General features: G+C 70.8%; 25 protein-coding genes. 7 read left to right on the plus strand and 18 right to left on the minus strand.

Going from position 1 to position 20,377, the window contains the following annotated elements:
- From DVA86_RS19130 to DVA86_RS19175, 10 genes are all read right to left on the minus strand, one after another.
- Positions 1-879 carry an undecaprenyl-diphosphate phosphatase gene (locus tag DVA86_RS19130; RefSeq protein ID WP_208879920.1) on the minus strand — a complete coding sequence of 293 codons (879 nt, stop codon included), beginning with the start codon at positions 877-879 and terminating at the stop codon, positions 1-3.
- 304 nt (positions 880-1,183) lie between these two features.
- Entirely contained in the window at positions 1,184-2,143 is a 960-nt protein-coding gene (locus tag DVA86_RS19135) for an ROK family protein (protein ID WP_245996784.1), read from the minus strand.
- Positions 2,140-2,892 carry a GntR family transcriptional regulator gene (locus tag DVA86_RS19140; RefSeq protein WP_208879921.1) on the minus strand — a complete coding sequence of 251 codons (753 nt, stop codon included), beginning with the start codon at positions 2,890-2,892 and terminating at the stop codon, positions 2,140-2,142. The genes DVA86_RS19135 and DVA86_RS19140 overlap by 4 nt, the downstream gene beginning before the upstream one ends.
- A 2-nt stretch (positions 2,893-2,894) precedes the next feature.
- Entirely contained in the window at positions 2,895-3,905 is a 1,011-nt protein-coding gene (locus DVA86_RS19145; RefSeq protein ID WP_208879923.1) for a Gfo/Idh/MocA family protein, read from the minus strand.
- 94 nt (positions 3,906-3,999) lie between these two features.
- Positions 4,000-4,233, minus strand: coding sequence for a hypothetical protein (locus DVA86_RS19150; RefSeq protein WP_208879925.1), 234 nt, complete (start codon positions 4,231-4,233; stop codon positions 4,000-4,002).
- A 218-nt stretch (positions 4,234-4,451) separates the two neighbouring features.
- The gene (locus tag DVA86_RS19155; RefSeq protein WP_208879926.1) at positions 4,452-5,303 is read right to left on the minus strand and encodes a helix-turn-helix domain-containing protein; all 852 of its coding nucleotides are present in this window, start codon (positions 5,301-5,303) and stop codon (positions 4,452-4,454) included.
- Between the two features lie 14 nt (positions 5,304-5,317).
- Complete coding sequence (locus DVA86_RS19160; protein ID WP_208879927.1) at positions 5,318-5,833, minus strand: DUF6879 family protein; 516 nt, start codon at positions 5,831-5,833, stop codon at positions 5,318-5,320.
- Entirely contained in the window at positions 5,805-6,059 is a 255-nt protein-coding gene (locus DVA86_RS19165; protein WP_208879928.1) for a hypothetical protein, read from the minus strand. The genes DVA86_RS19160 and DVA86_RS19165 overlap by 29 nt, the downstream gene beginning before the upstream one ends.
- Before the next feature lie 346 nt (positions 6,060-6,405).
- A complete protein-coding gene (locus DVA86_RS19170; RefSeq protein WP_208879930.1) occupies positions 6,406-6,612 on the minus strand; it encodes a DUF397 domain-containing protein in 207 nt (68 codons plus the stop codon).
- Positions 6,609-7,445, minus strand: a complete 837-nt coding sequence (locus DVA86_RS19175; protein WP_208879931.1) for a helix-turn-helix domain-containing protein — start codon at positions 7,443-7,445, stop codon at positions 6,609-6,611. The genes DVA86_RS19170 and DVA86_RS19175 overlap by 4 nt, the downstream gene beginning before the upstream one ends.
- Before the next feature lie 105 nt (positions 7,446-7,550).
- On the opposite strand from DVA86_RS19175, the gene DVA86_RS19180 reads away from it, so the two are divergent.
- The 6 genes from DVA86_RS19180 to DVA86_RS19205 all read left to right on the plus strand — a co-directional run bounded on the left by DVA86_RS19180 (position 7,551) and on the right by DVA86_RS19205 (position 10,632).
- Entirely contained in the window at positions 7,551-7,781 is a 231-nt protein-coding gene (locus DVA86_RS19180) for a hypothetical protein (protein ID WP_208879932.1), read from the plus strand.
- Positions 7,778-8,038, plus strand: coding sequence for a DUF7848 domain-containing protein (locus DVA86_RS19185; RefSeq protein ID WP_208879933.1), 261 nt, complete (start codon positions 7,778-7,780; stop codon positions 8,036-8,038). Before DVA86_RS19180 ends, DVA86_RS19185 begins: the two co-directional genes overlap by 4 nt.
- Positions 8,035-8,376 carry a hypothetical protein gene (locus DVA86_RS19190; protein WP_245996785.1) on the plus strand — a complete coding sequence of 114 codons (342 nt, stop codon included), beginning with the start codon at positions 8,035-8,037 and terminating at the stop codon, positions 8,374-8,376. Before DVA86_RS19185 ends, DVA86_RS19190 begins: the two co-directional genes overlap by 4 nt.
- 81 nt (positions 8,377-8,457) lie before the next feature.
- Positions 8,458-9,576, plus strand: coding sequence for a radical SAM protein (locus DVA86_RS19195; RefSeq protein ID WP_208879934.1), 1,119 nt, complete (start codon positions 8,458-8,460; stop codon positions 9,574-9,576).
- The gene (locus tag DVA86_RS19200) at positions 9,573-9,743 is read left to right on the plus strand and encodes a hypothetical protein (RefSeq protein ID WP_208879935.1); all 171 of its coding nucleotides are present in this window, start codon (positions 9,573-9,575) and stop codon (positions 9,741-9,743) included. Before DVA86_RS19195 ends, DVA86_RS19200 begins: the two co-directional genes overlap by 4 nt.
- A 79-nt stretch (positions 9,744-9,822) precedes the next feature.
- Positions 9,823-10,632: a protein kinase family protein gene (locus tag DVA86_RS19205; protein ID WP_425470870.1), complete on the plus strand. Its 810-nt coding sequence runs from the start codon at positions 9,823-9,825 to the stop codon at positions 10,630-10,632.
- Positions 10,633-10,694: 62 nt separating this feature from the next.
- Here the strand turns inward: DVA86_RS19205 and DVA86_RS19210 are convergent, their stop codons facing one another.
- Together DVA86_RS19210 and DVA86_RS19215 are read right to left on the minus strand one after the other, a co-directional pair.
- Complete coding sequence (locus DVA86_RS19210) at positions 10,695-12,083, minus strand: tryptophanase (protein WP_208879937.1); 1,389 nt, start codon at positions 12,081-12,083, stop codon at positions 10,695-10,697.
- 66 nt (positions 12,084-12,149) lie between these two features.
- Complete coding sequence (locus tag DVA86_RS19215; protein WP_208879938.1) at positions 12,150-12,977, minus strand: AraC family transcriptional regulator; 828 nt, start codon at positions 12,975-12,977, stop codon at positions 12,150-12,152.
- Positions 12,978-13,052: 75 nt separating this feature from the next.
- Between DVA86_RS19215 and DVA86_RS19220 the strand changes: the two genes are divergently transcribed.
- Positions 13,053-13,784 carry a dienelactone hydrolase family protein gene (locus DVA86_RS19220; protein ID WP_208884895.1) on the plus strand — a complete coding sequence of 244 codons (732 nt, stop codon included), beginning with the start codon at positions 13,053-13,055 and terminating at the stop codon, positions 13,782-13,784.
- A gap of 86 nt (positions 13,785-13,870) precedes the next feature.
- Here the strand turns inward: DVA86_RS19220 and DVA86_RS19225 are convergent, their stop codons facing one another.
- The 6 genes from DVA86_RS19225 to DVA86_RS19250 all read right to left on the minus strand — a co-directional run bounded on the left by DVA86_RS19225 (position 13,871) and on the right by DVA86_RS19250 (position 20,301).
- Positions 13,871-14,506: an NADPH-dependent FMN reductase gene (locus tag DVA86_RS19225; protein ID WP_208879940.1), complete on the minus strand. Its 636-nt coding sequence runs from the start codon at positions 14,504-14,506 to the stop codon at positions 13,871-13,873.
- A 78-nt stretch (positions 14,507-14,584) separates the two neighbouring features.
- The gene (locus DVA86_RS19230) at positions 14,585-16,012 is read right to left on the minus strand and encodes a HAMP domain-containing sensor histidine kinase (protein ID WP_208884897.1); all 1,428 of its coding nucleotides are present in this window, start codon (positions 16,010-16,012) and stop codon (positions 14,585-14,587) included.
- Positions 16,009-16,833 (minus strand): response regulator transcription factor, encoded by an 825-nt coding sequence (locus DVA86_RS19235; protein WP_342776365.1) that lies wholly within the window; start codon positions 16,831-16,833, stop codon positions 16,009-16,011. Before DVA86_RS19235 ends, DVA86_RS19230 begins: the two co-directional genes overlap by 4 nt.
- A 148-nt stretch (positions 16,834-16,981) precedes the next feature.
- Positions 16,982-18,037 carry a S1C family serine protease gene (locus DVA86_RS19240; RefSeq protein ID WP_208879944.1) on the minus strand — a complete coding sequence of 352 codons (1,056 nt, stop codon included), beginning with the start codon at positions 18,035-18,037 and terminating at the stop codon, positions 16,982-16,984.
- Between the two features lie 92 nt (positions 18,038-18,129).
- Complete coding sequence (locus DVA86_RS19245) at positions 18,130-19,053, minus strand: hypothetical protein (RefSeq protein WP_208879946.1); 924 nt, start codon at positions 19,051-19,053, stop codon at positions 18,130-18,132.
- A 225-nt stretch (positions 19,054-19,278) separates the two neighbouring features.
- Positions 19,279-20,301, minus strand: coding sequence for a LacI family DNA-binding transcriptional regulator (locus DVA86_RS19250; RefSeq protein WP_208879948.1), 1,023 nt, complete (start codon positions 20,299-20,301; stop codon positions 19,279-19,281).
- Between the last annotated feature and the right edge of the window lie 76 nt (positions 20,302-20,377).

Here is a 20,377-nt window from a genome sequence, read left to right on the forward strand (position 1 = left end):
CTACTCCGCGCCGATGGACTCGCCCTCGTGCGGGGTGAGGACGCCGGCCCAGATCAGGGCGAAGATGACGAGCCCCAGCAGGATGCGGTAGATCACGAACGGCATGAAGCTGCGGGTCGAGATGAACTTCATGAACCATGCGATGACGGCGTACGCGACGATGAACGCGAGCACTGTCGCGAAGATCGTCGGCCCCCACGAGACGTGCCCCTCGCCGATCTCCGTGAGCTCGAACAGGCCGGAGGCCAGCACGGCGGGGATGGCCAGCAGGAACGAGTAGCGGGCCGCCGCCTCACGGGTGTAGCCCATGAACAGGCCGCCGCTGATCGTGGCGCCGGAGCGGGAGACGCCCGGGATGAGCGCGAGGGACTGGGCGAGGCCGTAGAGCACGCCGTCCCGCACCGTGAGCTGCTCGATCGTCTTGGCCTCCGGCGCGGCGCGGTGCCTGCCGCCCACCGTCCTCCGCGCGGCCAGCCGGTCCGCGATGCCGAGGACGATGCCGAGCGCGATCAGCGTGGTGGCGATCAGCCGCAGATCGCGGAAGGGGCCCTCGATCTGCTCCTTGAACGTGAGCCCGAGGACGCCGATCGGGATCGAACCGACGATCACCAGCCAGCCCAGCTGGGCGTCGTGGTCGCGGCGCATCTCCTTGTTCACCAGCGAGCGGCACCACGCGGAGACGATCCGCGCGATGTCCTTGCGGAAGTAGATGAGCACCGCCGTCTCCGTCCCGATCTGGGTGACGGCGGTGAACGCGGCGCCGGGGTCCTCCCAGCCCGCGAACGCGGCCGTGAGCCGCAGGTGCGCGCTGGAGGAGATGGGGAGGAATTCGGTCAGCCCCTGGACGAGCCCGAGGATGAATGATTCGAACCAAGACATGGAGAGTTACGCCATCCAGGGTGTGATCAGGACTGACCGGCGAAGGCGCGGATCAGCGGATGGTTGCGGACTGCCGGGCGAGGTGCGCGTCTGATCATGTCGCTGGGGCTGTCGCCTTACTCATGCTGATCCTTTGCGGACTGGCTGACGGGACGTCAGTCTCTCGGGCGGCGTGGGCAGCGCGGCAGCGAATGAGGTTCGCGCCCTGGTTGCGAGGCAGCGTAGCGTCCCGGAACCCGCGGCTGTCGGCCGCCCCCGCGCGAGGCCGCACCCCGTGCGTACGCGCTCCCCGCCCGCCGTCCCGTCACCCCGCCAGGGTCGCCGCGCCGAGGACGCTCGCGTCGGAGCCGAGCGCGGCGCGAGCCAGCCGTACGGTGCGCACCGCGGGCAGCAGCCCGCCGCGCAGGCCCTCCTCCAGCGGGTCCGTGAAGGGGGCGCCGATGTCGGCGACCCCGCCGCCGATGACGACGAGTTCGGGATCGAACGTGTTCACCAGCCCGGCCAGCGCCACGCCCAGGCTGCGCCCGCCGTCCGCGACGGCCCGCGCCGCGCCCGGGTCGGTGCCGGTACGGGCCGCCAGCTCGCGCAGGCCGCCGGGGACCGCGGTGCCCGTCGCCTCCGTGTAGCGGCGGACGATCGCGGGCCCGCACGACACCGCCTCGACGTGCCCGCGCGCGCCGCAGCTGCACGGCACGCCGGCGGCGTCCGGCGCCGCGACGTGCCCGAGGTGGCCCGCGGCGTGGCGGGCACCGCGTACGAGCGTGCCGCCGGTCATCAGCGCGCCGCCGATGCCCGTGCCGACGGCCGCCAGCAGTACGGACGACGCGCCCCGCGCCGCCCCCGCCGCGTGCTCGCCGAGCAGCGTGGTGTTGCCGTCGCCGTCGGCCCGTACGGGCAGGCCGCAGCGCGCCCCCAGGCCCGCGGCGACCTCCGTGCCCGCCCAGCCGGGCAGCACCGAGGTGGCCGACAAGACCGTGCCCGTCGTGCTGTCGACCACGCCGCCGGTGCCGACCCCGACGCCGCGCACCCGGTCCCGCGGCGTGCCCTCCAGCAGTCGCGCCACCAGCTCCGCGGCCGCGTCCAGCAGCGCGTCCGGGCCCTCGCCGACCGGCGTGGGCGTACGGGCCTGGCGCAGGACCGCGCCAGCGGCCCGTACGCCGTCCGCCCCGGCGGCCCCGGCGCGCAGCGCCGCCAGGTCCACCAGCGCGCCGGCCGTCTTGGTGCCGCCGATGTCGATGCCGACGGCCAGCGCCGCGCCCGTCACTCGCCCTCCCTGCGGACGGTGAAACGCAGGTCGTAGCGGTCGCCCCGGTACAGGCTCTCGGTCACTTCCAGCGGGCAGTCCCGGTCGTCCAGGCCGATGCGGTGGACGCGCAGCGCCGGGGTGTTCTCCGGGGCGCGCAGCAGCGCGGCTTCCGTGCCGGTGAGGACGGCGCCGGTGACGATCTGCTCGGCGCGGGTCAGCCGGAAGCCGTACGCGGAGTGCAGCAGCGCGTACAGCGAGCGCTCCAGGTCGTCCTGCTCCAGCAGTTCCGGCACACGGGCCTCGGGCAGGTACGTGGTCTCCAGGCACATCGGCCGGTTGTCGGCCAGCCGGAGCCGTGCGAGGCGTACGACGGACTCCTCGCCGGGGATGGCCAGTTGCTCGCCGATACGGTCGCCGGCCGGCATGGCCTCGGCGGCCAGCAGCCGTGAGGACGGCACCAGGCCGCGGGCGGTCATGTCCTCGCTGAACGACGTCATGGTCAGCGTCTTGCTGATCATCGGGCCCGCCGTGTACGTGCCGGAGCCGTGCACGCGGTAGATGCTGCCCGCGTCCTCCAGGGCGTCCAGCGCGCGGCGCACCGTCTGCCGGGAGACGCCGTGCTGTGTGGCGATCTCCCGTTCGGTGGGCAGCGGCGTGTGCGGCTCCAGCCCGGCGACCACCTCCTGGAGCCGCTGCCGCAGCCACTCGTGCTTGCTGGGCGTACCGCCCGCCTGCCTGCCGGGCGTACCGCCCGCGGTCGTGCTCACGCTCACAGCCCTTCGACGTCCTCGGCCTGACCGGACCCGACCGAGCGCAGGATGGCGTCGTTCACGGCGACCGCGGACATCGCCTCGTCGACGCTGATCACGAAGTCCTCGTCGCGGCGCAGCGCCCGTACGAAGTGCGCCACCTCGGCCGCGAGGTCGCCGCTGATCCGGCCGTTGACGTCCGGCCAGTGGTTGCCGTCGGGGAGCGCGTAGCCCTTGGAGGAGCCGATCTGCAGCCCGTGGTCGCGCACGTCCACCTCCACGGTGCCGGAGGTGCCGATCAGCTCCAGCCGCCCGTCGATCTGGAACGCCGAGTTCTCGGGCCGTACCCAGCCGTTGAACAGCTGCCCGACGAAGCCGTCCGCGAAGTCCACGACGGACAGGATGGCATCCTCGCTGTCCACACCGAGACTGGGCATCAGCCGCGAGACCGCGCGCGAGTACACCCGCGTGATCCTGGACCCGGTCACCCACTGCAGCGCGTCCACGTCGTGGATGCCGAGGTAGAAGACGACGCTGCTGGTGCCGTTGGTACGGGTGCCGATGTCGCGTACGGCGAACCGCCCCGCCTTCGCCACCACCGGGTCGCCGGCGGCGCCCCCGCGTACCGCCTCGGCGGCCTGCGCGTAGCGCGGGTCGAACCGCAGCAGCTGGCCGACCAGCAGCCGGGCCCCGCCGCGGCGGGCGGCGTCGGCGATGGCGCGGGCGCCGTCCAGGGTGTCCGCCATCGGCTTCTCCAGCAGCACCGGCTTGCCCGCGGCGAGCAGCGTCGAGGTGGCCGCCACGTGCAGCCGGTCGGGCAGCGCGACGATGTACGCGTCGATCGACGGGTCCTCGAGCGCGTCCTCGACGGTGCGGTGCCAGCGCGCGCCGTACTCCTCGGCGGCCCGCCTTCCGGCGGTCTCGTCCAGGTCGACGAGGGCGGCCAGTTCGGCGGTGTCGCACTCGGCGACCGTACGGGCGTGCAGGCTGCCCATGAAGCCGGCTCCGACGACGGCGAGGGACAGGGGCATGGGTTTCTCCTTGGGTCGTACGTGAACGAGCGGGTGCGGACGTTCTGTTGGCGGCTCGGGGGCTCGGGGGCGGGGGGGGGGGGGTCACCAGGGCTCAGAAGAGACTCGCGGAGGACGACAGGCTGCTGCCGTGGTGGGAGGGCAAGGTGTGCCTGGCCGCCCGGAAGGACGTCGCGGGCGTCGAGGGGTGCCTCGACCCGTAGATCATCATGAAGATGTGGGAGCTGAGCCGGAAGTCCAGCTGGTAGCAGCCGGTTGCACGGGGTGCGGCGGGCCGGGCGGAGGGCCGGATTCCGCCGGTCTCGGCGGCCGGGTTGTCAGTGGCCACCGGTACGTTCGGGCAGTGCAGAACGAAGCAACGAGCCCGCACATACACCTCGCTCGGCCTGCTCGGCTGCATCGACACCCGCACCCACCCCATACGACAACGTCGGCCTTCAAGACCACAACCGGGTCTTGAAGGCCGACGTCACGCGAGCCCCCGAATTAACCAACAGCGTCTCTGTCGGGGCGGGGGCCGTCGTGTCTCCTCGGGCCGACACCCAGTCAGCCGCCCAGGGATGCCACCGCGTCCGCGACGAGGGCGCGGGCCGCCGCTCCCCGTGCGGCCTGCTGCGAGAGACGTTCAAAGGCGCGGGTGTACAGCTCGATCTGACTGGGCTGTGTGAGCGTGGAGGCAGCGTCCAGGGTGTCGGCGTGCACCCTGCGGTCATCGAAGACCGTGAAGGTTGGCATGGGCCAGACAGCCCGTTGTTCCGAGAACGGGACGATGCCGACGGCGACGTTCTGAAGGTCCATGGCTCCGAGCAGGTGGCCGAGCTGCGCCGCCATGGTTTCGGCGCTGCACAGCCGGTATCGCAACACCGACTCTTCCAGCACGAAGGAGAACCGGCGCCCACCGTTGCTCAACACCTCATTTCGCCGCATGCGGGCTGCCACGGCATCACTCACGTCATCCGGTGTACCTCGGAAGTCCGCGATGGAGGACAGCAGCGCGGAGGCGTACCCCACTGTCTGAAGAAACCCAGGGATCACGTCGGATACATAGACGCGGAAGGTCTTGGTCTGTTGGTACACGTCGCCGGTGGTCTCTTGCAGGCGCCGGAGGCCGGTCCGCTGAAGCCGCCTCCACTCCACATGCGCTTCCGCGGACTGCCGGTTGGCCGCGATCAGGTCGGCTGCCTGGTCGTCAGCGGCACAGGCCCGGCACCACACTCGGATATCGGCATCGGAGGGCGGCGTCTTGGCGTTCTCGATCCGGGACGACTTCGATTCCGACCAACCGCACCTGACCGCCAGCTCCCGCCCGCTGATCCCCTCATCCTTCCGGATCTCCCGCAGGCGGGCCGCGAGTTTCTCCCGGGCCTTCTGAACGCGTGAAGAGGGGTGCGGCGGCATGGAGCTGGCTTTCGTCAGACGTTGTACCGGTTGTGCGGGATCGCTCGCTCCCAAACCGTTTCAAACGCGGCGGAGCACAGCTTCACCGCTTCCGGATCGGCCGTGATCTCGTCCTCCACCACCGCGCCGTCACCCGAGAAGTGGTGCACCCGGAGCAGCGCGTCATCGAACAGCCAGAAGTCGTTTCCCGGCAAGGGGATGTTCGTGGCCAGTCGCCGGGGCAGCCAGCGGACTTGCTCTCCGGCCGTGACGTTGGCATGAGTGACGTAGTGCTCCCACCGGACGTACTCCGATACCGGCTCGGAGACCACCCGCGCCCTTCGGATCACCACACCACTGGCCACCGTGTCAGCGATCAACTGGTCGTACGGATGCCACCAGGACTCGCGATCCTCCCAGTTGATCCGCTGCCCGCGCTTCCATGCCTCGAACCGGTCCGTGGCAGCGTACGAATCGCGCAACTCCAGGTGGACGGCGGAGCGCTCGCACCCACCAAGCAGCTCAGCGAAGCTGGGCGCGCTCGACGGCATCACACGCCTCCCTGATCATCGGAATCATCCGGGCCGGAATCCTGACGATGGCCTCACCGCCGGGGACGGGACCGTTCGCGGGGCTGGCTCCCTCGCACTCCGCCTGAGTCTCGGGACTCGGCTTCCATCCCTGCAACAAGATCTCCTGAGCTTCCCCGTCCGCCCACACGGTGGGGCAGTGGTCCCGGTCGGTGTCGGGGTCGATCCCAACGAACTCCACGGCCATGGCAGCTCCCTGGTCCGGATAATTGCTCGGGCTTGCATCAGCGTCTACGAACTGGCTCGATAGCGTCAATGCCGCATTAAGCCAAGCGAATTGAGGTGCAATCTCGTGCAAATTCGTAGAGCCCGGCACGCCCCGCTTCCTACCGTCGCCACATCGATGGCGCGGGGCCGATCCCCGCACTCCCGGCGAAGGGATACGCATGATGGCCGCAGCGCACGACTTCGAGTTCCGCACATCCACCGCGTGCGCTGGAATCGTTCCGGGGCCTCCGCCGCCGCTGAGCAAGCGACGGCCCCCGCCCGTGCCTAGTGCCTGGGCGGGGGCCGGTCGTTGCTTCGTGCGTGGCTCAGGCGCTGAACTCCCCGCCCCTGACGGCGCCGACGAACGACGACCAGGCGGCCGACTCGAACGCGAGCGCGGGGCCGTGCGGGTTCTTGCTGTCACGGACGGGGACGACGCCGCGCGAGGCGACGAGGTTTCCGGCGACCTCCACGCAGGCGCCGCCGTTCTCACTATAGGAGGACTTCAACCAACGGGGGGACTCGGTCGTCACGGGGTGCCCTTTCGCAACTGGTTGACCATGGCCACAGATTCCGCCTGCGAGCAGGCTTCGGCCTGTAGTTGATGGTAGGCCGCCATCATGGGCAGGACGAACCTGTCGTCCCGTTCAAGATGGCCCCGCTGGGCGGACTCGGCGTACGACAGGAGCGACCGGTCCGACATCGTGAGGATGTAGACCGGCAGGCTGAGCGGTCGGCGCTCCCCCATGGTGAACGGGGCGATCTGAAGCACGGTGTTGGGCAGCTCGGCAAACTCGAGTAGCCGCGCCAACTGGGCTTTCATGACGGCGGGTTGGCCGACGGGTCGACGGAGACAGCTTTCATCCAGCACCGCGGAGATCAGCGGCGGGGGCGTCCGAACGAGCGCGGCCTGCCGCTCCGCGACGAGCGTGACCCTCTCGTGTGCCTGCTCGTCGGTGATCGCTCCCCGCTTGACGGCGCTGTCCGCCACGACCGTTGCGTACTCGGATGTCTGAAGCAGGCCGGGAATAACACCTACTTCGTACAGCCGGATCTCCGCCGCGCGCGCCTCGTGGTCAACGAATTGAGGGAAGCCCTCCAGCAGGCTGCCGTGCCGGATCTCGCGCCCCTGGCGCTCGAACGTGTCGGTGGTGTCCGCGATACCGAAGGCAAGGTCCACACTGCGCGAGAAGCGCAAGGTCGGCATCTTCCGAGCAGTTTCCACAGCCGAGACATGCGAACTGGCATACCCCACCCGCTCCGCCAGGTCCTCCTGTGTCCAGCCACGTTCCTCCCGTGCATGGCGTAAACGAGCGCCGAAGGCGGCCTGAGGAGAACTGTCCGGGTCCAACTCCTTACGGTTCAAAGCGCTTGCACCAATCTTTCGTTCTTGGCTGACCAGTTGAATGGTTCCCCGCCGTGGGCCACGCTGAACCCCTTAGTAGTCGCAGCACTACGGAGAGGAGCGGACATGTCCGATTGGCGGACGGCGAATAAGCTCAGGGAGGCGGAGGAGGCGGAGGAGGCGCGGGAGGCGCTGCGTGCGGCGTTGCGGCGGGCGGGTATTCAGCTGCCGTCGATGGACGTGCGCCCCACGACGCGTGCCGACGGCGCGGGGTACGCCCTGGTGAGCCTCGGGGACTGCGCTCCGGTCGTGGCGCGTGACCTGGCGGCGGCCATCGAGAGGGGGGCGGCGCGGTGACCCCGGGCGCGTTCCGCGCTGTTCCGTACGCGGTCGTGCGGGACGAGGCGGTGGAGCCCACGTACGAGGCGGAGTGCGCCTCGGGCGAGATCGCGTGCTGCGAGAACTCCGGGCCGCATCGGGACGCGGGCCCGGTCGAGGTGTGGATGCGCCGACACGCCGACGACACCGGGCACCGCCGCTGCCTCCGGATCTTCTCCGACTACGCGTTGGTGCGACGGGGCGAACCGGTGCCGGTGGAAGGGTGCGCGTCGTGAACCCCGCCCTCGCGGTCGAGCGCTCGTGGCGCGTGACGTGGCCCCCGGTCGCGCAGACCGGCGACGGCAACGCGTGGGTGACGGGGGCGTGTTGGCTGTACTGCCGGCGCGAGGGCGTACGCGTGCTGTGGGTCGGCTCCGTGCGTACGCCGGGCGCGACGGGCGACGTGTACGCGTGCGGCCCGTGCATCGCGGAGCTGGACCGCATGGTGCGCGAGGAGTCGTACGGCAGGGACCCGGCGGGGGCGGCCGGAACGACGACGTGTGAACACCGGCGGCTGGCGAAGCGCGGCGGCAAGACGCACTGCCGGGACTGCGAGCGACAGCTCTACCTGTGAACTGTTCACGCTCCCGCGCCCGCCCGGCCAGCCCCAGGACGGCACGGTGGCCGCAGGGGTCTATTCGACAGCGGAGGACACATGCACCAGGTGATTGCCAGCCCGCAACATGACAAGTTCGTCGTCGTACGGCCGGGCGCGCGCAAGGGAATGCACATCCCTCGGGACTTCTACCGGGAGTTGACAGAGTCCGTATCGCGGGAAAGGCCCGTCCTGCCGTGGCTTGCCGACGCTGCTCGGCAGGCGTGGGGACTGGACCTCTCAGGACGGCCCAGCACGGGGACTGTGCTTGTCCGCCCCATCACGCGGTTGAACTACAGCCGGGCAACCTACGAGATCAACAAGGGCTGCAACTTCAACTGCGAGCACTGCTTTCTCGCGGAGCGCAGGTTTTCCGGGGTACCGCGAGACGAGAAGGACCGACTGCTTGCCGTGTTGCGTGACGCCGGCGTCCTGTGGCTGCAGTTCACGGGCGGGGAACCCACGATTGACCGGGACTTCCGTCACGCCTACCGGCAGGCGTACAGAATGGGGATGATGATCGAGATCCTGACGAACGGGTCGCGACTGCACCAGGCGGAGACCATCGGACTCCTGTCGTCCATGCCTCCGCACAAGGTGACCGTCTCGCTTTACGGAGCATCCGAGGAGAGCTTCGATTCCCTGACGCGGAAGCCTGGCGCGTTCAAGCTCCTGATGAAGGGCCTCAGTGCTGCCCAAGAAGCCGGTGTGTCACTCGAACTCGCTTTGATCATCACGAAGCACAACGCGCATGAAGTGGATGAGATGCGCGCCGTGGCAGAACGCTACGCCGTGAGCTTCAGGGAATACGCGAACATCTCACCCACGTACGACGGCAACCCCGAACCGCTTGCGGCGCAGGCGCCCGGGTTTCTGAACAAGTCCGCCGTCTTCGAAGGCTGTCCGGCTGGACACTCGTTCTTTCACGTGGACCCGCACGGTTTCGCGACCATGTGCAAAGTCGGTCGTGAGAACCCCGTCAACCTGATGACAGACGGGCTGGACGGGCTCCTGCGTCTGCCTGCCATCGCGGACGCCCAAATGCTTCGCTCCGGAGGTTGTGGCGGCTGTCGGCTCTCGGCCACTTGCCGGGTGTGCCGACCGCTCGCAAAGGCCTACCAGGAAGCGAAGGCACCACTGGAAACCTACTGTCAACACGGAAACGGAGTCATGGCATGACCGCAGTAGCCGTAGAGATCACCCCCCGGCAGGTGGCGGCCTCGCCCACGCCAACAGCCCTCCCTCAGGCGAGCCCTGAGCCCGTTGGTGTGGTCATTGTCGAGGATGTGGAGACGCTCGCCGAAGGCACCGGCCCCGGCTGCAACGACGACAACCCCTACCGGTAAAGAAGCACATCCCGCGCGGGCATCACTGCGTCCAAGCTGTGGAGCCCGCGCGGCCCGCCCTGTGAGAGGGTGAGGCACCGTGGCAACAATGCGTACCGACTTCGAAGACCTGCCGGCGCCCGTTCTCGCCGCCGTCGAAGCGCGGACAGGACCGATCCTCAAGGCCGAGCCCGTAAGTCAGGGATTCAACAGCGAAATCGGAGCACACGTTTCCACCGAGTCCGGCACCTGCTTTGTGAAGGGGCTACGTGCCGACCACAAGCGGGTGTGGACACAGCGGCGGGAAGCCGAGGTAAACCCCTTCCTCCGCGGCATCGCCCCGGCGCTGCTCTGGCGCATCGAAGAAGCCGGATGGGACCTCTTGGCTTTCGAGTCTCTGGAAGGCCGTCACGCCGACTACTCGCCGGATTCACCGGACCTGCCGAAGGCCGCGGAACTGCTGCGCTGTCTGGGGGAGATCGGCTGCCCGGACATCGAGCTTCGGCGCGCTGAGCAACGCATGGGGCGGTACGTGAACCACGCGTCGGATCTCGACCACTTCGCAGGGCAGTCGCTACTCCACACAGACCTCAACAACGCCAACGTTCTCGTTGACGCCACCACCGCGTACCTCGTCGACTGGGCATGGGCAACTCGCGGCGCCGCGTGGCTGGACGCCGGCTACTGGGTCGTGTGGCTCATCGCTGCCGGAGGGCACGAACCCGCGGAAGCGGAGCAGTGGGCGGCCGAGGTTCCCGCCTGGCGCTCCGCCCCCGCGGCAGGCGTCACAGCCTTTGCCCAGGCCACGGCGAACCTGTGGGAAGAGATCGCCGGTGAAGACTGGGACCCGTGGACGGCACGCATGGTCAACGGGTCGCGTCGTTGGGCGGAGTACCGGAAATCCGTATAGGCGCGGGCCTCCGTGAACACCACGCTGTGGCGCCCGGTTTCGGCCAGTGGGCTGGGGCCGGTTCAGACCCAGCGGTAGCGGCCGGTGAAGTTGCGCATCACCGGCGGCTCGTAGTCGAAGCGGATGCCGCTGATGGTGGACGCCCCAGCCGCCACCTCGATCAGGGCATCGGCCACATAGTCCATGTGGTCGTTGGTGTAGGCGCGACGCGGAATGGTGAGCCGCAGAAGTTCGAGTGGTGCCTTCTCCTGTACGCCGGTGTCCGGGGCGCGGCCGAGCAGCAGCGAGCCGATCTCCACTGATCGGACGCCCGCTTCCAGGTACAGGGCGCAGGCGAGGGCGTGCCCGGGGAACTGGTCGTAGGCCAGGTGGGGCAGCATGGCCCCGGCGTCGACGAAGACCGCATGGCCTCCCGTGGGGTGCTGAATCGGGATGCCGGCGGCGCGCAGGCGCTCGCCGAGGTAGGCGACCTGTCCGATCCGGTGGGTGAGGTAGTCGGGGTCGATCGCCTCCTCCAAGCCGATGGCGAGCGCTTCCATGTCGCGGCCCGCCAGCCCTCCGTACGTGATGAAGCCTTCTGTCAGCAGGCAGCGCTGCTGGGCCCTTCGGTACAGTTCGGCGTCCTCGCGGAAGGCGCAGAAGCCGCCGATGTTCGCCAGGCCGTCCTTCTTGGCGGATGCGACGGCGATGTCTCCGCAGGCCATGGTCTCCGCCACGATGTGGGACATCGGGCTGTCCTTGAACTCCTCCTCGCGGTGCTTCACGAACCAGGCGTTCTCGGCGAAGCGTGCGATGTCAAGAATGACCGGGATGCCGCGGCTGCGGCAGTGGGACGAGACTTCGCGCAGGTTGGCGACCGACATGGGCTGCCCACCGGAGGTGTTGCAGGTAATGGTGGCGATGACACCGGCCACGTTCGCGGCGCCGTGCTGCTCGATGGCGGAGGTGAGCGCCGGAAGGTCGAAGTTTCCTTTCCACGGGTGGTACGTGCCGGTGTCCAGGGCGTCGGGGGTCAGGGTGTTGACGGCCCGCGCACCGGTGAGTTCCACGTGCGCTTTGGTCGTCTCGAAATGGAAGTTGGAGATGAAGACCGGCGAGGGCGACCCGCGGTGCGCGACCAGTTCGGGGAAGAGGATGTTCTCGGCGGCCCGCCCCTGATGGGTGGGAATGGTCAGGGGAAAACCGAGGAGCCGGGAGATGGTGTCCCGCAGCCGGTGGAAGCTTCTGCTGCCCGCGTACGCCTCGTCGCCGGTGACGAGGCCGCCCCACTGCCGGTCGCTCAACGCGCCGGTGCCGCTGTCGGTGAGCAGGTCGATGTAGACGTCGTCGCTGCTGAGAGAGAAGAGGTTGAGGCCCGCGCGGCGCAGTGCCTCCTCGCGGTGGCTCCGCGTCGTCATCCGGATGGGCTCGACGACCTTGATGCGAAACGGTTCCGGCAGGCGCCTGGACATGCTGCGTACTCCCAAAGTGTGGCCCGTAGGGGCGCTGCGAGAAAGGAGGGGGAGGGCGGCGGGCCGTCACCGTTCCCGAACGGCCTGCTGATACGCGCCGGGCGTGACACCGATGCGCGCTTTGAACGTCCTGATCAGGTGGGCCTGATCGCTGAACCCGGTACGCACCGCCACGGCCGGCGCCCGCTCGCCGCTGCGCAAGAGCTGCTTCGCGGCGATGATGCGCCGGTTGACGAGAAAGGCATGCGGCGTGAGCCCCGTACGGCGGCGGAACGCGCTGATGAGTCGCTGCCGTGGGACTTTTGCCTCATTGATGAGGTCCGAAAGCGTCACATTGGCGGCGTAGTCGTCGCACAGCAGCGTCACGGCACGATCGATGGGGCCGTCCTCCTGCCCGGCTGCCGCCAAGCGGACGCCCGCATAGCGTTCCAGGCAGTACGCGTAGGCCGTGAAGAGGCGTTCCTCCGCCTCGAGTGTGCACTCGCCGCGCCGTGAACTCTCGTGCGCCTTGAGGAACATGGCCGCGCCCGCGGGGTCGTCCACCACTGGCTCGGTGAAACGGACCGGCCCGCGCGGGGGAGCCGCCGCGCTCTCGACAGCGATGCGATGCAGGAGAGGTTCCGGCGGATAGCTCGCCCGGTAGCTCAGGCCGCCGCCGCTCGCCGCGCCGTCGTGGACCTCGAAGGGGTTGCAGAAGATCAACTGCGCCACCCGTGGGCTGTAGGACCGGCCGCCGATCGAGAGCGCGCCGACGCCGCGGGAAAGTGCCGCGACGATGAAGGTGTCGTGCAGGTGCGGCGAGTACCGGTACCCGTCCAGTCGGCCGAGGAGGAACTCGACGCCGTTCGCCGTCGACGTGAAGTAGTCGATCTTGCTGCTGGCTTGCCTCGTCATGCGCTTCCACCATGCTCAGCGGCTTTCTGTCGGCGTTCAGAGTGCCACCTGCCGACAGCGGGGTATTGAAGAAAAATCCCGGCTCTCCCTGGCCGCTTCCGGCCGCTGGGCCAGGCCGACGCGTTCGCCGCCTTCCCCGACGGCGGGGGGCGGCACCCGGGGGTGCTGATGTACGCGGACGGCTTCGGCATACGGCCCGTGCTGCGGGAGATGGCCGCCGAGCTGGCCGGACACGGTTACTACGTGCTCGTCCCCAACTACTTCTACCGGCACGGCCCGGCGCCGGTGATCGAACTCCCCGCGCACATCGGGGAAGAGGCACGTCCCGCGGTGTTCGCCGAGCTGATGCCCCTGATCGAGGCGCACACCGCCGAACTCGCCCTGCGCGACGCCGACGCCTGCCTCCGGTTCCTCACCGGCCAGCCCGAAGTCGCCGCCGGGCCGGTCGCGGTGACCGGCTACTGCTTCGGCGGCCTCCTGGCGGTACGTACCGCCGCGGCCCACCCCGGGGAGATGGCCGCCGTCGCCGCGTTCCACGCGCCGGTGGGCGCGGACGGGCCCGACAGCCTCGGGAAGCTGGCCGCCGAGGTCCACTTCGGCCACGCCGAGGGCGACTTGACGCCCTCGGAACTGGGCGAGCTCAACGGGATCCTGGACGCCGCGGGGGTCGACCACACCTCCGAGATCTACCCCGGCACCGTCCACGGCTTCACCATGTCCGACACCGACTCCTTCGACCCGGCCGCGTTGCGGCACCACTGGGACCGCCTGCTGCCCCTCCTCGGCCGCACCCTGACCGGCCGCTGAGGCTCCGGCGCCGGGGCCGACCGGCTCGCAGTGGCTGAGGGCCGTCCTCAATCGCCGGACGGGCTGGAGGGGGCGCGCCGACCGCGCTACGCGGCCGCCCCGTAGGGGGACTTGGCGCGGGCCTCGCGCAGGGCCGAGGCCCACCAGGTGAGCTGGTCGAGCATGCCCTTTGCCGCCGCGCCGCTGCCCTCCGCGTCCTTCGGGCGGCCGTCGGGGCCGAAGAGGCCGCCCGCGTTGTGGAAGCTGAGGGCGTCGCGGACGGTGACGGCGTGGAGTTCCGCGAAGACCTGCCGGAGCTGTTCGACGGCGCGCAGGCCGCCGCTAACGCCGCCGTACGCGACGAAGCCGACCGGCTTGGCCTGCCATTCGCCGTGGAACCAGTCGATTCCGTTCTTCAGCGACGCGGGGAAGCTGTGGTTGTACTCGGGCGTGACGACGACGAACGCGTCCGCCGCGGCCAGCCGTTCGGACAGCCCTTCCAGCACGCGCGCCGTCTCCGGCGGCGGTCCGGCGCTGAAGTCCGGGAAGATCAGCGGGAGTTCGTGGTCGGCCAGATCGATGACGTCGACCTCGCCGAAGCCGCCGTGCGTCTCCGCCTCGCCCGCGAACCAGTCGCCGACGACCGGGCCGAAACGCCCCTCGCGCACGCTCCCGTAGATCACGGCGAGCCGGCTGCCGCCGGGCGGAGTGCTGCTGCTCGTGCTGCTGCTGACGCTGGACATGGTCTCTCCTTGAGTTCGTACGGCATCGCGCAGCACCGCGCGACACCGACGACGATGCAACTTGAAGCCAGCTTCAAGTCAAGCGTCAGACGCCCCCGGCGGCTCCGGCAATGGCTCCGGCGCCCCCGGCAGCCGCAGCACCGCCTCCGTGCCGCCGCCCTCCGGGCGGCGCAGCTCCGCTTCGCCGCCGGCCTGGCGGGCCGTGCGGGCGACTATGGACAGGCCGAGGCCCGAGCCGGGGAGGCTGCGTGCGGTCGGGGAGCGCCAGAAGCGGTCGAAGACGTACGGGAGGTCCTCCTCCGCGACGCCCGGCCCCCAGTCCCGTACGCGCAGTGTGCCGCCCTCCAGCTTCACGTCGACGGCGCCGCCGGGCGGGCTGAACTTGACCGCGTTGTCCAGCAGGTTGACCACCGCGCGCTCCAGCGCGGCGGGCTCGGCCCGTACGTACCAGGGGTCGAGGCGCGCGGTGACGGTGATGCCGGAGCCGCGCAGCCGTACGCGTTCCACCGCGCGTTCGGCGGTGTCGTGCAGGGCGACGAGGGCGACGGGCGGGCTGCCCGCGGGCGCGGCATCGGGGCGGGACAGCTCCTGGAGGTCGCCGATGAGGACGCCGAGTTCGGCCATCTGCGCCTTGACGGAGGCGAGGAGGGCGGTGCGGTCGGCGGGGGGCAGTTCGCGGCCGGTCTCCTCGCTGCGTACGAGCAGGTCGATGTTCGTACGGAGCGAGGTCAGCGGCGTACGGAGCTCGTGCCCGGCATCGGCGATGAGCTGCTGCTGGAGTTCGCGGGAGGAGGCGAGGGAGGCGGTCATGGAGTTGAAGGAGCGGGAGAGGCGGGCGATCTCGTCGTCGCCTTCCACCGGGATGTGGACGGTCAGGTCCTCCGTACGGGCAACGTGTTCCACCGCGCCGGTCAGCCGGTCGACGGGGCGCAGCCCGGCGCGGGCGAGCGCGACGCCGGCGCCCGCCGCGCCCAGTACGCCCGCCGCGGCGACGAGGCCGAGCACCAGCGCGAGTGTGTCCAGCGAACGGTCGACCTCGCTGATCGGCCGTGCCACCGACACGGCGGCGGCGGTGCCTTCGAGGGGGCGGGTGAGCACGCGGTAGTCCTCACCGTCGTCGGCGCGGGCGCTGTGGATCGACTCGCTGCGCTGCCCCTGCGCAACCTCCACGTCGGCGTCGGTGACGGGCAGCGGCTGGTTGCCGAAGGCCATGCAGCTGGTGCCGTTGGCGTCGACGATCTGCACGGTGGAGTCGAACGGGTTGGGCACCGCCTGGCGTTCCTTCGCCGGTACGGCCCGGCACTGGCCGGACTCCACCTGCCGGATGACGACCTGGCCGGGTACGCGGTTGTCGCGCAGCGCGTCGTCCAGCGAGGTCATCAGCTCGGCGCGTACGAGCAGCCACGCCACCATCGCGCAGGCGGCCACCGCGACCGCCACGGTCACCGCCACCAGCAGCGCGAGCCGGGAGCGCAGCGGCAGCGCGTTGAGCCAACGCCGCACTATGCCGAGCCTCTCGGTGTACCGGAGCCCCGCTGGGCGGCACTGCCCCTGTGCCCGTCGCCCTTGGGCCCGTCGCCCCTGCCCGCGTCGGACTCGCGCAGGACGAAGCCGACGCCCCGTACGGTCTGTACGAGCCGCGGCTCGCCGCCCGCCTCGGTCTTGCGGCGCAGGTACATCACGTACACGTCCAGCGAGTTGGACGACGGCTCGAAGTCGAAGCCCCAGACGGCCTTGAGGATCTGCTCCCGCGTGAGGACCTGCCGCGGGTGCGACAGGAACATCTCCAGCAGCATGAACTCCGTACGCGTCAGCTCCACCGGCCGCCCGCCGCGCGTCACTTCGCGGCTGCCCAGGTCCATCCGCAGGTCCGCGAAGGCCAGCGTGCCGGGCGGCGCCCCCGAAGCACCGGCCGCACCAGCCGCGCCGGGTGCCGCGCCGCCGCCCGCGGCCGCCTCCTCGGCGTACGAGCTGCGGCGCAGCAACGCGCGGATGCGCGCCAGGAGTTCGTCCAGCTCGAACGGCTTGACGAGGTAGTCGTCGGCGCCCGCGTCCAGCCCGGTCACGCGGTCGCCGACCGTGTCGCGGGCGGTCAGCATCAGGATCGGCACCCGTACGCCCGAGGCACGCAGCCGGCGGGCGGCGGTGAGGCCGTCCATACGGGGCATCAGCACATCGAGGATGATCAGCTCAGGCTCGTGCGCGGCGGCCTGCTCGAGGGCGTCCAGGCCGTCGACGGCGAGCACGGTCTCGTACCCCTCGAAGCTGAGGCTGCGGCGCAGGGCGTCCCGCACCGCGGGCTCGTCGTCGACGATCAGCACGCTCATGCCCTCCAGCATGCCTGGTGACGGGCCGTCCGCGGCGGCGGTCGGGACGGATTCGGGTACAGGGGCGGTTACGGGGACGGAGGCAGGTGGGGGAGCGGGTGCGCCGGTCACGGGACTGCCCGCCGCCGGCACCGCGCCCGCCGCCCGTTCAGTCGTTTCCGGCACGGAGATCGTCCAGCACCCGCTTCGCGTCGTTGACGGGGATGGCGAAGCCGAGGCCCGCGCTGCCCGAGTCGGAGGCGGCGGCGCCGTCGCCGCCGTTGCCGTACATGGCCGAGTTGATCCCTATGACCTCGCCCGCCATGTTCACGAGCGGGCCGCCGGAGTTGCCGGGGTTCAGCGAGGCGTCCGTCTGGAGCGCCTTGTACGTGGTGGTGTCCGTGCCGACGTCGCCGTTGTACTGGCCGCCGCCGAACTCGAACGGCCACCGCCCGTCCCCGCCGCCCTGCCGGCCGGAATCGCCGTCCTCCCGCTGCACCTTCACCTCGCGGTCCTTGGCCGAGATGATCCCGCTGGTGACGGTGCCGGTCAGGCCCTCGGGCGAGCCGAAGGCGACGACCTCGTCACCGACGCCGACCTTGTCGGAATCGCCGAGGACGGCCGGGGTCAGGCCGCCGGCGCCGTCGACCTTGATCAGCGCCAGGTCCAGGTCCGGCTCGGTGCCGACGACGTCGGCGGTGGCGGTCTTGCCGTTCTCGAACGTGACCTGCACCTTCTCGGCGCCCGCGACGACGTGGTTGTTGGTGAGGATCTCGCCGTCCTCGGTGATCACCACGCCGGAGCCGGTGGCCTCCCCCTCCGCCGAGGTGGCGTTGATCTCCACGACGCTCTGGCTGACCGTCTTGGCCACCGTGCCGACGGTGCCGCCGTTGGCGGAGGTCTGCGCGGCCGACGTGGCGGAGCTGCCGCCGCCACCGTCCGAGCCGCCGCCGTACGCGCCCTCCACGACCGCGCCCGCCCCGCCGCCGACCAGCGCCGCCGCCACGGCCACGGCGGCGAGCAGCGCGGCGGGCCGGCTGCGCGGCCGGCGCCGCGAAGCGGGCGGCTTGGCGGCGGAGGCGGGGGCCAGTCGGCGCGGGGCGCGGCGGGCGGCGGCGGAACGGGGGATGCGTGCTCGGGCGCGGGGTGCGCGTGCGCGGAGCGGTCCGGGTCCGGGTGGTTCGTGTCGTATGCGCTCATGCCGACCAGCGTGCTGGCCGCTCATGAGATTTACGTGAGTGCGGGCTTAGGTTGCCGTCTATATCTGCGGGCGCCCGCGCCGGGCCCGTGCGCCGCGGCTCACCCGTGCCCGACGGCTCAGGTGTACTGCGGCCACGCCTGCTGCTGGTAGGACTGCTGGTAGGACTGCGCCGGGTTCTCCTGTACGGCCGGGTTGTCGCCCCACTCGTGCAGGATGCCGTCCCAGTCGTGGGTGCCGCCTGCCGTGTCCCCCGTGTACGTGCGGTTCGGGTCCTGGCCCCACGCCTGCTGTACGGCGGCGTTCCAGCCGGCCTGCGTCGGGTCCGTGACGGCCGTGACGTCCCAGCCGGACGTCGCCTGCTGCGTGGGGATGCCGTACGCGTCGGTCTGCACCGCTCCGGAGCCGCGGCGGTGCCGGCCCGCCGCCTCCTCCGGTGCGTACGCGCCCCGGTACGGCCCGAGTCTGCCCTGCACCGACAGCTGCTGGGCGCGGGTGACCAGGCGCGACAGGTCCAGCCCGAACTCGGCCGCCAGCACCTGCAGATCCACGCCCGTCTGCCAGCCCCCGACGAGGACGGCGTCCATCGCCGCCGACCACACCGGCTCCGTGCCCGCACCCGCGGCGGCCCCCGCGCCCGTCACCTGTGCCTGCGCCTGCGCCTGCTGTGCCTGGGTCTGCTGCGTCTGCTGGGCCTGTGCCTGTGCCTGCTGCGCCTGTACGTGGGCCTGCAACTGCGTCTGGCCCACCTGCGGTTGCGGCTGGGTCTGCGACTGCGCGTATCCCGAGCCGTCGGGCACGCCGTTGGCGAGGTGCTGCTCCTCGGCCGTCGGCGGGTTCGCGGCGGGGGCGGTGAGCAGTTCGTCCGCGACGGCGCGGGCGTCCTCCTTGCCCACCGTGCGGCGGGCGATGCGTACCTCCCGTTCGGTCAGACCGAGCAGATCGGCCACCGCACCGTCGTTGCGTACGGTCACCGCGAACGCCGCGAGCATCCGCGACCGGGCGGCCTGGGCATCGTCAAGCGTGCCCTGGACGTCTCTCACGTTTTCGTCGCTGCGGCAGAACGCCTCTGCCAGTACCGCGTTGCGGTCCCAAAGCTGCCTCGGTTCCATGGCCGGATCAACGTGCGCCGTCCCTCGAACGCATCCGTTTCGTCCCGCGTATCACACTAATGGCCGTATGCTCCCGGCGGTTGGTGACGGCGGGGCGCGCCGGCGTACACCGCAGCGCGCAGGTGCGCGCCGGGGCGCGCCCGCCGGCCCGTTTCCCTAGCCGCAGCCGCAGGAGCGGCGCACCACCAGGCCGGACGGGAACTGCCGGACGCGCTCGCGGCGCGACCCCAGCACCCGCAGCCCGTCGTCCAGCACCAGGTCGACCGCCGCCCGCGCCATCGCGGGGCGGTCGGACGCGACGGTCGTCAGCGGCGGGTCGGTGAGCGCCGCCTCCTTGACGTCGTCGAAGCCGGTCACGGCCAGCTCGCCGGGCACGTCGATGTCCAGCTCGCGGGCGGCCCGCAGAACGCCGATGGCCTGGTCGTCCGTCGAGCAGAACAGCGCCGTCGGCCGGTCCGGCCGGTCCAGCAGGTCCAGCGCGAGCCGGTACGTGTCGTAGCGGTTGTACGGGGACTGGAACAGGCGGCCCTCCACCGAGCGCCCCGCCTCCCGCATGGCCCGCGACCAGCCGTCGACGTGGTCGGTCACCGGGTCGCCGTTCTCCGGTGTGGACTCCATGCCGCCGAGGCACGCGACGTACTCGTGCCCGTGCTCCAGCAGATGCCGGGTGGCGAGCTGCGCTCCGCCCACGTCGTCCAGGACCACGGCCACGTCGTCGATCGCCTCCGGGCGGCGGTGCAGCAGCACCACGCGGGCGTCCCAGGCCTCGATCTCCGTCGCGGAGTGCTCGCTGGGGCCCTGGCTGATGAGGATCAGCCCGGACACCCGCATGCCCAGGAAGGCGCGGAGGTAGTGCACCTCGCGCTCGTCGAGGTAGTCCGAGTTGCCGACGAGGACCATCTTCCCGCGGTCCGCCGCGGCCTGTTCGACCGCGTGCGCCATCTCGGCGAAGAACGGCTGACGCGCGTCCGGGACGATCAGGCCTATCAGGTCGGTCCGCCGCGACGCCATGGCCTGCGCGACCCGGTCCGGGCGGTAGCCGAGCTCTCTGATGGCGGCCAGCACCCGCTCCTTGGTGGCCGGTGCCACCGGGCGGGGCCCGTTGTTGATCACATAGCTGACCACCGCGGTCGACGTACCCGCCAGCCTTGCCACATCGTCCCGCGTCACCTTGGCCACGGCGGTCAGTCTACGCGGGGTGCGTGGGCTCCTCGCAGGTGCGCGCACCACTCGTATGACCGGAGGTACGTCCCGC

This window comes from Streptomyces armeniacus (genome assembly GCF_003355155.1).
GTDB lineage: Bacteria > Actinomycetota > Actinomycetes > Streptomycetales > Streptomycetaceae > Streptomyces > Streptomyces armeniacus.